Annotated in this window: 13 protein-coding genes and 1 pseudogene; 8 read left to right on the forward strand and 6 right to left on the reverse strand. The window is 56.3% G+C overall.

What is annotated here, in order from left to right; translation table 11 throughout:
• The first annotated feature begins 160 nt into the window (after positions 1–160).
• Positions 161–463 carry an antibiotic biosynthesis monooxygenase family protein gene (locus CAter10_RS15575; protein WP_061534126.1) on the forward strand — a complete coding sequence of 101 codons (303 nt, stop codon included), beginning with the start codon at positions 161–163 and terminating at the stop codon, positions 461–463.
• Positions 464–704: 241 nt separating this feature from the next.
• On the opposite strand, the gene CAter10_RS24045 is transcribed toward CAter10_RS15575, so the two are convergent.
• Positions 705–944 (reverse strand): DUF3563 family protein, encoded by a 240-nt coding sequence (locus CAter10_RS24045; RefSeq protein WP_061534127.1) that lies wholly within the window; start codon positions 942–944, stop codon positions 705–707.
• A gap of 247 nt (positions 945–1191) precedes the next feature.
• On the opposite strand from CAter10_RS24045, the pseudogene sbcB reads away from it, so the two are divergent.
• Positions 1192–2624 (forward strand): annotated as a pseudogene (gene sbcB, locus CAter10_RS15585) (exodeoxyribonuclease I).
• A gap of 139 nt (positions 2625–2763) precedes the next feature.
• On the opposite strand, the gene CAter10_RS15590 reads toward sbcB, so the two are convergent.
• The 4 genes from CAter10_RS15590 to CAter10_RS15605 form a co-directional block, all read right to left on the reverse strand.
• Positions 2764–3090, reverse strand: coding sequence for a DUF3861 domain-containing protein (locus tag CAter10_RS15590; RefSeq protein WP_061534128.1), 327 nt, complete (start codon positions 3088–3090; stop codon positions 2764–2766).
• Between the two features lie 71 nt (positions 3091–3161).
• Positions 3162–3731, reverse strand: coding sequence for a PadR family transcriptional regulator (locus CAter10_RS15595; protein WP_061534129.1), 570 nt, complete (start codon positions 3729–3731; stop codon positions 3162–3164).
• A 149-nt stretch (positions 3732–3880) separates the two neighbouring features.
• Entirely contained in the window at positions 3881–4417 is a 537-nt protein-coding gene (speG, locus tag CAter10_RS15600) for a spermidine N1-acetyltransferase (RefSeq protein ID WP_061534130.1), read from the reverse strand.
• Between the two features lie 39 nt (positions 4418–4456).
• Complete coding sequence (locus CAter10_RS15605; protein WP_061534131.1) at positions 4457–6952, reverse strand: acyl-CoA dehydrogenase; 2496 nt, start codon at positions 6950–6952, stop codon at positions 4457–4459.
• Positions 6953–7520: 568 nt separating this feature from the next.
• Here CAter10_RS15605 and CAter10_RS15610 point away from each other — a divergent pair.
• From CAter10_RS15610 to CAter10_RS15635, 6 genes are all read left to right on the forward strand, one after another.
• The gene (locus tag CAter10_RS15610) at positions 7521–8639 is read left to right on the forward strand and encodes an SDR family oxidoreductase (RefSeq protein ID WP_061534132.1); all 1119 of its coding nucleotides are present in this window, start codon (positions 7521–7523) and stop codon (positions 8637–8639) included.
• A 101-nt stretch (positions 8640–8740) separates the two neighbouring features.
• Positions 8741–9616 carry a KPN_02809 family neutral zinc metallopeptidase gene (ypfJ, locus tag CAter10_RS15615; protein ID WP_061534133.1) on the forward strand — a complete coding sequence of 292 codons (876 nt, stop codon included), beginning with the start codon at positions 8741–8743 and terminating at the stop codon, positions 9614–9616.
• Between the two features lie 97 nt (positions 9617–9713).
• Entirely contained in the window at positions 9714–10097 is a 384-nt protein-coding gene (locus CAter10_RS15620) for an MAPEG family protein (RefSeq protein ID WP_061534134.1), read from the forward strand.
• A gap of 21 nt (positions 10098–10118) precedes the next feature.
• Complete coding sequence (locus tag CAter10_RS15625) at positions 10119–10412, forward strand: hypothetical protein (RefSeq protein WP_061534135.1); 294 nt, start codon at positions 10119–10121, stop codon at positions 10410–10412.
• Between the two features lie 22 nt (positions 10413–10434).
• Positions 10435–10665 (forward strand): RNA-binding S4 domain-containing protein, encoded by a 231-nt coding sequence (locus tag CAter10_RS15630; RefSeq protein WP_061534136.1) that lies wholly within the window; start codon positions 10435–10437, stop codon positions 10663–10665.
• Positions 10666–10713: 48 nt separating this feature from the next.
• Positions 10714–11313: a DUF924 family protein gene (locus CAter10_RS15635; RefSeq protein WP_061535391.1), complete on the forward strand. Its 600-nt coding sequence runs from the start codon at positions 10714–10716 to the stop codon at positions 11311–11313.
• A 13-nt stretch (positions 11314–11326) separates the two neighbouring features.
• Here CAter10_RS15635 and CAter10_RS15640 read toward each other — a convergent pair whose 3' ends face one another.
• On the reverse strand, positions 11327–12196 hold the full coding sequence (locus CAter10_RS15640; RefSeq protein ID WP_061534137.1) for an MBL fold metallo-hydrolase: 870 nt from the start codon (positions 12194–12196) through the stop codon (positions 11327–11329).
• Between the last annotated feature and the right edge of the window lie 284 nt (positions 12197–12480).

Raw genomic sequence — 12480 nt, forward strand, 5'->3', positions numbered from 1 at the left:
ACTGTTTATGCTTTCAGCATAGTCAATGGAGCGGCAATCCACAAAGTTTGATTGCCGTCTTGTCAAATTGGACTGGCCGAGGTGAATCGCACCCGTCGCTGAAGCCCTTCGCCAAAAATGCGACAATCCCCCTTCAATCAACCATCACGATGGAAATCCCATGATTCTCGAATTAGCCGATATCCGGATCCAACCGGGCAAACAGCAGGAATTCGACGCCGCCATCCAGCGCGGCGTGGAGCAGGTCATCAGCAAAGCCAAGGGCTTTGCCGGATTCAAGGTGCATAAGGGAATTGAATCGCCGGAGCGATATGTGCTGACGATTTCCTGGCAGACGCTGGAAAACCATACGGTGGATTTTCGCGAATCGCCGGCATTTGCCGAGTGGCGCGCGATTGTCGGGCCATTCTTTGCGGTGCCGCCAACGGTCGAGCATTTTACGCTCTTGACAGAGTCGCACTAAAAATCGGGAAATGTGTCCGGGAAAGTGAAGCAGAGGACGCACTGTGTGAGCAGCGGGGCAGCCCGATCTACGGCCTGTGCCGGTGGGATGCCCTACTGCTACGCAGCGGTATTGATGAACTACAACTACAGTTTGTTGCTTAGACTACTTGCTGGCTACTTGCTAGCTACTTGCGCTACTGAACACATGCTTTTACTGCGTGCTTCACTACAGGTACTTAGGTTGCCGCTCAATATCTTGCTTAGAAACCCTTGAGCCATGCTGCAGTCTGGGCGCTTTCACGATCCAGTTGTTGCATGCGGTATTCCAGGTCGTACAAGTCAACTGCTTCTGCCAGGTAGGCTTCTTTACGTTCTGCTTCCGAACGCTCGTAGGCATTGCCGACGCGCTTGAAAAATGCAGCGACGGCGCTGAAAACACTAGTCGACGATGCTGCTGGGCGGGAGATACTGTTGCTGCTGTTAATGGTCAATGTAGACATGATGATTCCTCTTCGTTTTGCGTTCACCGCAAGCCAATTGTTGCGTCGCACAATCAGAATAGCGTTTCCCCATTAATTATCCAATTTCGATTGCCAATAGCAGTTATCAGTTTTGTGAATTTAAGGGGCTAGGAAGCACTTTTTCGGCCTTCCTGGGATTTCTCTTAAAGTGTTGTAAAACAGCTATACATGCCTCGAAAGTTGCCTGTAAACTGCTGCACCTCTCCCCCATACAAATCCGCGACCGATGTCCAATCACACCTTTCTCTGGCACGACTACGAAACCTTCGGCGTGCAGCCGCGCCGCGACCGTCCGGCCCAGTTTGCCGCGATCCGCACCGATGCCGAGCTTAACGAGATCGGCGAGCCGATCATGCTGTATTGCCAACCGGCAGCCGATTTCCTGCCGAACCCGGAGTCTTGCCTGATTACCGGTATCACGCCGCAACTTTGCCTGGAGCGCGGTATTCCGGAATTCCAGTTCGCCGCACAGATCGAGAAAGCGTTTTCCGAACCAGGTACCATCGGCGTCGGCTACAACACGATCCGCTTTGATGATGAAGTGACGCGCTTCCTGTTCTGGCGCAATCTGATCGATCCTTATGCGCGCGAATGGCAAAACAATTGCGGCCGCTGGGATATCCTCGATGTGGTGCGTACCGCTTACGCGCTGCGCCCGGACGGCATCCAGTGGCCGACCAATGACCAGGGCCGGCCCAGCTTCCGCCTGGAGCACCTGACCGCGGCCAACGGCCTGAGCCACGAAGCGGCGCATGATGCACTGTCCGATGTACGCGCCACGATCGGCCTGGCGCGGCTGATTCGCCAGCATCAACCCAAGCTGTTCGATTTCTGCCTGGCGCTGCACAAGAAAGACCGCGTCGGCGCGGAAATCGGCTTGCCGACGCCGCGGCCGTTCCTGCACATTTCAGGCATGTTCCCGGCTGAACATGGCTGTATCGCCGTGATGTGGCCGCTCGGCGTGCATCCGACCAACAAGAATGAAATCCTGGCCTGGGACCTGGCTTACGATCCAAGCGAAATCTTTTCGATGGATGCCGAGACCGTGCGCACGCGCCTGTTCAGCAAGACCGACGCGCTGCCGGAGGGCATGACGCGCCTGCCGCTGAAGTCGCTGCACATGAACAAATCGCCGATCGTCATCAACAAGCTGCAAACCCTGTCGAGCGACATGGCGGCGCGCTGGGGCCTGGATGTCGAACTGGCGCTGCGCCATGCCGAGATTGCCGCGCGCGCGCCCGATCTCAGCGGACTCTGGCGCCAGGTGTTCCAGCGCGCCGACGAGAGCGGCGTCGATGTCGATGAAGATTTGTACGGCGGCTTCGTCGGCAACAATGACCGTCGCAAGCTCAACGATCTGCGCGCACTACCGCCGCAGAAACTGGCCAGTGCCCACATCAGTTTCGACGACCAGCGCCTGGAAGAACTGGCGTTCCGCTATCGCGCCCGCAATTTCCCGACACATTGAGCGAAGAAGAAACGCAGCGCTGGGAAGAACATCGGGCGGCGCGCCTGTTCGATGGCGAGGGCAATGCCCGCACCGTCGACATGCTGTTTGAGGAAATCGATAATCTGTCGGAAACGGCAGATGAGCGCGGCGAAGAAATCCTTGGTGCGCTGTACGACTACGCAGAGATGATTGCACCGGCACGCGACTGAAACGATGCTGTGTGAAACGAATGGCAAAACGCCTTCGTGGATGAAATGCAAAGCGGGGCCAGGATAATTATCCTGGCCCCGCTTTTTCCATCTATATCGGCACCTCAGGCGGCGTCCCGCCCGAGTGTGCATTTGCTACTTAATTTGTAACTTGATTTGCTGCCGCCTCTGCGGCTGGCGGTTGCTGCGCTTTCAGTTTCTGGATGAAATCGCGCATCGGCTGGTTGATATCGGCAAACAGCGGATTGCTGCGGTTCTTCAGCATCACTTCGGTAAACAACTTCAAGCCTAGCGCCAGCGAAGCGGCGGTATCGGCATCAAACTGTCCGCGGCTGCGCACCTTGTCGATGATCACGAACAGATCATCGTGGTTGCCGGTTTCGAAATCGATGGCGGCATGGATTGCGGCCCCCTCTTTCGGCGTCGCCAGATGTTCCAGGGTGACACGATAACGATGTTCACGCATAGGTACTCCTTATTTCAACATGATTTTCATCATTGGACTGATTCAGTGGCGGCGATATGCCCGCAGCTGCTTCAGGCCCGTTCGATCTTGACTGCCGCCATGTCGATGGCATCGATGATTGCGTACATCTGCTCCTGGCTCAAATCGCCGCGTTCCAGGCGCATATGCACCGCCATCCGGAAATTCTGGATCGCGCGCTTGAGTTCAGGCGCCGAACCGCCAGATGCACGTTGCGCAATTTCCAGGCGCTTCAATGCCGCCGTCAACGCTTCATTGTTGCTGGCCAGGAACTGCTCACCTTCGGGAGTGATGCGATACAGCTTCTTGCCGCCGGCTTCAGCTTCGATTGCCGCGTAGCCCAGCTCTTCCAGCAAGGTCAGGGTCGGGTAGATGACACCTGGGCTCGGGCTGTAATCGCCGCCCACCAGTTCTTCGATGGCCTTGATGACTTCGTAACCGTGACGCGGCTTTTCCTGCAATAAATTGAGGATCACCAGGCGCAAGCTACCTTGCTCGAACATGCGTCCGCCGCGCCCGCCTTCGCGTCGCCCACCACGTTCAAACAAACCGCCGCCGCGATGCGACCTTTCATGTCCTTGATGCATACGGCCGCGTTCGCAGCCTCTGTGACGTCCAAACATGGTTCTTCCTTATCTCATTGAATGAGATTTAAAGATATATCTTAGAAACTACTAAGTCAAGCTTGTTTTGAATTCGCCACAGTTCCAGAAAGCAACGTCGAGCAACAGTGAGCAACATCGAGCGCCCTACATCCCTGCGCGGCAAGCCATCAACGCGGCCGCTTGGCTAGGTATTCCGGCTGGAACATGCACATGCGGATCGCATCGCGATACACGCCGTTGATGAAGAACTCGCTCTTCAATTCGCTTTCCAGTTCAAACCCGCATTTCTGGTAAATGTGGATCGCCTTTTGGTTTTCCTTGTCGACGTACAGATATAACTTGTACAGATTGAGCACGCAGAACGCGTACTCGATCGCCAGTCGGGTGGCGCGCTCGGCGTAGCCGCGGCCTTGGGCGCTGGGCGCGACGATGATCTGGAATTCCGCGCGGCGGTGGATGTGAGTGATCTCGACTAGCTCGACCAACCCCACCATTTCGCCGTTATCGCTTTCCAGGATGAAGCGCCGCTCGCTTTGATCGTGGACGTGCTGGTCATACAGCTGCACCAGTTCGACATAAGCTTCATACGGCTCTTCGAACCAGTAACGCATGATGTGGCTGTTGTTGTCGAGCTGATGCACGAAATGCAGGTCGTTGCGTTCCAGCGGGCGCAATTTGAGGCCCGGTTGCACTAAGGTAGTCATGAATTTTCTCTCTTGCTTGTTGCTATTTTCTTTGGTTATTCAGGCTTGCTGCAGCGCTTGCATGCGCTTTTGTATCGATTCCAACAGATTGAAATCCTGCGGGAAATCATCGACCTGCACGCTGCTGTCGCCATGGCGGGCAAAATCCTGCAGCAGTTGCTGCTCGTCTTCGCTGATGTCGCCGCTGGCGGCAGCAGCAACGATCCAGTGCTGCATGTCGATCAGGCTTTGCGGGATCGGCGCCAGCGTACCGGCCTGGATTGCCGGCTTCAGGCGCGCTTCGATCGCATTGACCTGCAGGATCAACTGGAAAGCCAGTTCACCGGCGGCATGCGGCGATTCACCGGCGACCGACATGTGCATGCCTGCAATCAGGCGATCGCGGCTCTCACCATTGGTTTGCATGTTCCTGGCCACGGTGCTGTCGAGCGCATCGGAAGGCAATTGGTAAGGCCGTCCGAAAGGAAAGGCAACCACCCGCAGCAACAAAGCCAGTGGGCGATTCGGGAAATTCTCGAGTACGCCGAGATAAGCTTCCTGCGCCTGATGCAGCGCATCCTGTATCGCCCAGTGCACATAGGGCAAATCCTCCGTTGGCCGGCCGTCGTCTTCGTAGCGCTTGAGCACGCTCGACACCAGATACAACTGCGACAGGATGTCGCCAAGACGCCCGGAGATCCGTTCGCGGAATTTCAACGAACCGCCCAGAACAAACATCGACATATCACTTAGCAATGCAAACGCCGCCGACATGCGGTTGACGGCCCGATAGAAATGCCGCAACTCAGGCGGCGCTGCGCGTGGCGCCGACGGCAGGCTGCCGCTCGACAATCCGGCCAGCAACGTGCGCGAAAAATTGGCGCAAACAAAACTGATGTGGCCGAACAGCGCCTGGTCGAAATCGTGTAGCGCCTTGCCCTGGTCGGCTTCGCCGGCGGCGGCCATTTCCTTCAGCACATAGGGATGGCAACGAATCGCACCCTGGCCGAAAATGATCAGGCAGCGCGTCAGGATATTCGCGCCTTCGACCGTGATCGCAATCGGCATCTGCTGGTAGCTGCGCGCCATGAAATTGTTTGGCCCCATGCAGATGCCTTTGCCGCCCAGTACATCCATGCCGGCGTTGATCAACACGCGGCCGCGTTCAGTCACATGGTATTTGGAGATCGCGGAAATCACCGATGGCTTTTCGCCGGCGTCAACCGCCAGCGCAGACAGCCGCCGCACCGCATCCATCAGGTACAAGTTGCCGCCCATGCGCGCCAGCATCTCGTGGATCCCTTCGAACTTGCCGATCGGGATCTTGAATTGCTGCCGCATGGCAGCGTAGGCGCTGGTTCCCTGTACCGCCAGCTTGGAAAAACCGACGGTCGACGAAGGCAACGAAATCGCCCGGCCAGCAGCCAGGCATTCCATCAACATGCGCCAGCCCTTGCCGATCTGCTCGCGGCCGCCGATCACCCAATCGAGCGGGATGAAGACATCCTTGCCGGAAGTTGGGCCGTTCTGGAACACGGCGTTCAGTGGCCAGTGGCGACGCCCGGTCACGACTCCTGGATGATTGGTCGGGATCAGCGCGCAAGTAATGCCGAGGTCGATTTCAGCATTGCCATCGGCAACCAGCAGACGCTCCGGATCCTGGACCCGGAATGCCAGGCCCAGCACGGTGGCGACCGGCCCAAGCGTGATATAGCGCTTGTCCCAGGTAAGCCTGAAGCCCAGCATTTCCTGGCCATCGTAACTGCCCATGCAAACCACGCCGACGTCCGGAATCGCCGCGGCGTCAGAGCCAGCGTAGGGGCTGGTCAACGCAAAACAAGGAATTTCCTGACCGGCAGCCAGGCGCGGCAGGAAATAATCTTTCTGCTCTTCGGTACCGTATTGCAGCAGCAGTTCAGCTGGGCCAAGCGAGTTCGGCACCATTACCGAAATCGCTGCCGCCGAGCAATGCGAGGACAGTTTCATGATGACTTGCGAATGCATGTAGGCCGAGAATCCCTTGCCGCCGTATTGCTTCGGGATGATCATGCCGAGAAACCCCTTGTCCTTGACGAACTGCCAGGCTTGCGGCGACAGGTCCTGCCAGATTTCGGTGGTTTCCCAATCGCTGACCAGGCGGCATAGCTGTTCGACTTCGTTATCGAAGAAATCCTGTTCTTCTGCACTTAATTTTGGCGCCGGCAACTGCAGCAATTTTTCCCAAGCCGGTTTGCCGGAAAACAGTTCGGCATCCCACCAGATGGTGCCAGCTTCAATTGCATCGCGTTCGGTTTGCGACATACGCGGCAAAATGCGCTGGAACACCTTTAGCGCTGGCCGGCTCAACAACGCATAACGCAAGGGCTTGATGGCGACGATCAGAGTTGGCGGCACCAACAGCAGCAACAGCAATATCGCTGCCAGCGCGCCAATCCCGGCAAACTGGAAACCGGTACCAATCCATGCCAGAACGGCAACCAGCCAAAGCCAGGCGTTGACCCGCAACTGCATCAATGTCATGGCGCCGATAAACAACGCTACGATCCAATAAAACATGTTTGCTCCCAATTTGACGGTATGACTTGCGGCGAATCTTGTACATGACCGCTACATGACAACGATATGGCTGACAAGATTGCACTGGATGTGGAATGAGTTCTACCGCCCGACGCGGACGGGTATCATGCGTATCTATGAAATGCGTCTCGTGGACGCCCTATCTAAGATATCTCTTTAACCTTTGGTCACTCTTTTGTCGCAGAAAGTTCACAAGAAGCAAATTTAAATGTTAGACAACATTCACTTTTCTTGTTTTTGCATGTTTCATCGCGAAACGCATCGAGATTAAAATATCAATAAAATAACAAAAATGGCTACCTAGACAATAAAAATCCACAAGATGAAACCCTTTGTAAATCTCTGTATCCATTTGTCAACCTTGCTATACAATCGCGCGTTACATTGTTTGTATACTTGCGCCAACTATGAGAACAACAAAATAAGACGGCAAGTAAGGAACAACACACACTGTTTCACCATAAACCAATGCCCCGTAGCCAGCCAAAAAAGGCCGGCAGGTAGCCGTTAACCCGTATCAGAAAAGTTACAAGAGCACACGCTTTCCATGAATAATTTAATTTTGATGACCGGCGCGACCGGCTTTCTCGGTGGTGCAAATGCAGTCGAGGCAATACATCGCGGGCTGGGTAAGAATTTGCTGCTGCTGGCACGCGGCGAAACACCGACTGCGGCACACGCCAGGGTTATCGAAAATCTGCGGTTGCTGGGCGCCAGCGATACCGATATTGCGCAAATCAGCGTCGACCAGATCCTCTGCTCCGACCTCTCCGAGCTTGATAACGTCAGCAACGATCCGCGACTGGACCTGGTATCGGTCGTGATCCATTCGGCCGCGCTGGCTACTTTTTCGAACCATCCATCGCTTGAGAAGATCAATGTCGACGGCACCGTAGCGCTCGGCAAGCTGATGCATCGCCGGCCGGCTCTGAAGCGCTTCATGTACATCGGCACCGCAATGGCTTGCGGTGAAGGCGCCGGCATCAATGCCGTGGTGAAAGAACAGGTCAACTTGCCGCTCGGCGACGAACATCTGGTTCCATACACCCGCTCCAAGGCCATGGGCGAAAAGAAGCTGCGCGATGCATTTCCCGATCTGCCGGTGATATATGTGCGGCCGTCCATCATCGTCGGCCATACCGCCCTCGGTTGCGCGCCATCGCAAAGCATTTTCTGGGTATTCATGGTCTGGCAACTGTTGGGCGCGCTCACGACGGCACTCGACGAAAAAGTCGACGTGGTGCCGGTTGACTGGTGCGCCCAGGCCATCATCGACCTGGCGCAAAAGGAAACGCTGTCGCATAACGTATTCCATATCTCGGCCGGCCTCGGCTCGTGCGTGTCGTTCCGCGAGATCGACCTGGCGCTGGCAGCCGCACGCGGCATCGAGCCGATTGGCGCCACTTACAAGCAAATCACTCCGGATGCCATCGCCACCCTGCTGCCGCGCATGCGTGAGTGTGTTCCGGAATGCAATGATCGCCTGCTGCTGCGCGCGCTCAAGCTGTATGGCGCATTCGCCGGCCTGAATTATGTCTTTAGCAATGAAAACCTGCTGGCCGAGGGAATTCGTCCGGCACCGTTGTTTACCGACTACCTGCCGCTATGCGTCGAATCGGCCAAACACATCCCGATTGCGGAACAGATGAAGTGGGACTTCAAGTAACATTTCGATAGTTCACAGTCGTCTTTTGCTTCTATCCGTTGCCCCTCAATGATGGCGTATTCCGTTAGAATTGCCATCTAAAACGAACAGGGGAAACAGCCATGAAATGGGAAGGCAATCGGGAAAGCGACAATATCGAAGATCGCCGTGGCGATGACGGCGGCGGTGGTGGCTTCGGGGGCGGCCGGTCAATCGGCCTCGGCACCATTGTCATCGCCTTGGTGGCATCCTACTTTTTCGGCATCAGCCCCAGCACGGTACTGAGTCTGCTGAGTGGCGGACCGGTCAGCCAGCCGCAATCACAACAAGCGCCATCACGTGCAGCGCCGGCCGAAGACCGGCAAACCAAATTCGTGCGCACGGTGCTGGCCGATACTGAAGATGTCTGGACCCAAATCTTCCGCGCCAATGGCCAGACTTACGCGCCGCCGAAGCTGGTGCTGTTTTCGGGCGCCACGCAGACCGCCTGCGGCACCGGCCAGACTGCTTCGGGCCCGTTTTATTGCCCGGGCGACCGCAAGGTATACATCGATCTCAGTTTCTATCAGTTGATGCAACAGCGCTTCCACGTGTCCGGCGAATTTGCCCAGGCTTACGTGATCGCCCATGAAGTCGGCCATCACGTGCAAAACCTGATGGGCATCATGGACAAGGTCGACAGCGCCCGCAGCCGGATGTCGGCAACCCAGGCCAACGCCGTTTCGGTACGACTGGAATTGCAAGCCGATTGCCTGGCCGGGGTCTGGGCTTTCCACGCCAACCAGGCGCGCAGCATCCTTGAGCAAGGCGATATCGAAGGCGCGCTGAATGCCGCCACAGCGATCGGCGACGATGCCTTGCAAAAACAGGCGCAAGGCTATGTCGTGCCAGACTCTTTCACACACGGCACGTCGGCTCAGCGGGTACGCTGGTTCAAGCAAGGCATCAGCACCGGCGAAGTCAAATCCTGCAATACATTTGAAGTAAAAACGCTATAAGCGGCCAGCGAACGGAAATTACTGCCAGCATGGCGACAACGCCTGGCGGTTGCATCGTAGCAAGCGCTGAACCCATTCATCCTGCGGAGAACAACTGATGACTATTGCCTACTGGTGTGTGTTGCTAGCCGGATTGATGCCGGTACTGACCGTGGCAATCGCCAAGGCCGGCCGGCCCGATTTTGACAATGCCGAACCGCGCGCCTGGCTGGATAAACAATCCGGCATGCGACGCCGCGCCGATTATGCGCATCGCAACCACTTCGAGGCGTTTCCATTCTTTGCCGCCGGCGTGATCATTGCCCAGCAGGTCCACGCCGCGCAAGGTATGCTAAATCTGCTGGCGCTAGTATTTATCATCGCCCGCATCGCCTACACCGCGCTGTACCTGAACGATCGCCCCTCCCTGCGCTCCGCCGTGTGGGCCATTGCTTTTCTTTCGACGACCGGCTTGTTCGTACTGGCCGGAATGACACACTAAATCCCTACACTCTCTACAAGCATGTCACAGCAAGTCACCATCGCATTACTGCGCGCAGCATTGAACACCTTGCGTACAAGCAGCGACGGCAATGCCGTCGCCGTCTTTTGCCAGACCTGGCGCGCGCAGACGGCGCTATTGTCCGTATTGCCGCCGCGCTTTGCGGAAGTCGCCGAAAACTTCCTCGGCCGGCTCGAAGCCGGTAGCCTGTTCACAGAAGAAAGCTGCTCGTTCAGCCAACAGGATCTGCTCGACAATCTTCAGCTTTGGCTCGACCAGGCTGAACTGGCGCTAGGCCGCACAGCCAACGCCTAACCACTTACCTCAACGGAACACTATGCAACAACTGGAATTACGCCTCAACAGCGACTACGTCGAACTCAATCAACTGCTCAAGCTCACCGGCGTATGCGATAGCGGTGGCGCTGGCAAGGCGCTGGTCGCCAGCGGCGTCGTCTCGGTCGACGGCAAGGTCGAACTGCGAAAAACCTGCAAGATCCAAGCCGGACAAAAAGTTACCATCGGCGACTTGCTGATTTATGTGCTGCCCAAGCGCAGCGGCGGCTGACCTGAATCCGGCATGAACCGGCAACCGGCCAATGCCGAATCAATTCAAATGGAAAACATCCAATCGATCAGGACTTTCTGGTTTGCCGATAATCCGGACGATGCCGTCACCGCCAGGCAGCAGGGCCGCCTGTGGTGGGGCAAGAATTCTGCAGTCGATCTGCAGATCAGACAACGCTTCGAAACGACATTGCTGGCTGCTGGACAAGGGCAACTGGCGGATTGGGAGAAGTCTCCTCAAGGCGTCCTCGCCCTGGTCCTGCTGACCGATCAATTTCCACGCAACATGTATCGCGATACGCCTCGCTCGTTCGCCTTCGATTCGCTCGCACGCCGTTTTTGCCGAATCGGGTTGCAGCCTGATTTTTATTCGGCCTTACGTCCGATCGAGCGCAGCTTCCTGCATTTGCCGCTGACGCATTCGGAACTGCTGGCAGATCAGGAACAGGCGGTTGCGCTGGCCGCGGCATTGGCTGACATCGTTTCTCCCGAACAGCGGGAAATCTTTGCAGGCTACCAGTCATTTGCGATCCGGCACCGCGACATCATTGCCCGCTTCGGCCGCTTCCCGCATCGCAACCGCATCCTGCAACGCCAGCCTACTGCCGAAGAACTGGATTTTCTGCAGCAGCCGGGGTCGTCGTTCTAGGGCCGCAAGCTTTTTACAACGTCAAGTTCAACGGAATTTTCAGATAACTTACGCCATTTTCCTCTTCAGCGGGGAAGACGCCGGCACACACATTGAGCTGGATTGAAGGCAACATCAGGGCGGGCAAAGCCAGGCTGGCGTCGCGTCGATTGCGCATGGCGATGAATTCGCTTTCGCTGATGCCATCGCGCACGTGGATGTTGCTTGCGCGCTGCTCGCCAACGGTTGACTCGCAGGCCGGCTCGCGGCCGTCAGGCGGATAATCGTGGCAGACAAAGAGCCGGGTTGCCGTCGGCAAGCTCAGCAACCTTGTCACCGAGCGATACAAGCCGCTGGCGCTACCTCCGGGAAAATCGCAGCGGGCGGTACCGAGATCCGGCATGAATAAGGTGTCGCCGACAAACGCCACCTTGTCCTCCACCAGATAGGCCATGTCAGCCGGCGTATGGCCTGGAACATGCATGGCTTGCGCACGCAAGTTGCCGATCTGGAAAATCTCGTCTGGCGCAAACAGGTGATCGAACTGGCTGCCGTCCAGCAAGAATTCTGACCGCAGATTGAAAATCTTCTTGAATACTCCCTGTACCTCCCTGATCCGGTCACCAATCGCGATGGCGCCGCCCAAGTGCTGGCGCAGGTATGGAGCCGCCGAAATGTGATCGGCATGGGCATGGGTTTCCAACAGCCATTGCACCTTCAAATCATTCGTCCGCACGAAGGTAATCACGCGATCGGCGTTGGCAGTAGAGGTTCGGCCACTAGCAGGATCGTAATCCAGGACTGGGTCGATGACGGCGCATGCGCCGCCAACAGCCTCGTACACTACATAGGTGAACGTGGCGGTGTTTTGGTCAAAAAGCGCTTCTATGCTTGGGCTTGCCATCAAACATGTCCTCAAATTTAACATTACATAACTATATATATTTTTTATAACATTGACAAATACTTAATTTTTACATTATCATTAACAATTAAACAAGCAATCTCCCTCCGGTACTACACGGCATATTCCCAGCGCGCAAACCATCAAGACGTCGTATTAAGCACAATGGCAATGGTAACGAATATCTCCCCGACTTCCTTCAGGCCATCCGCGGAAGCACAAAAAAATTATTGCTTTCACTTGCCGCAGCTAACACCGGCAGCCCGATCGACCGTGTATCCGGC

Origin of the sequence: Collimonas arenae (genome assembly GCF_001584165.1) — a bacterium.
Taxonomy (GTDB): Bacteria; Pseudomonadota; Gammaproteobacteria; order Burkholderiales; family Burkholderiaceae_D; genus Collimonas; species Collimonas arenae.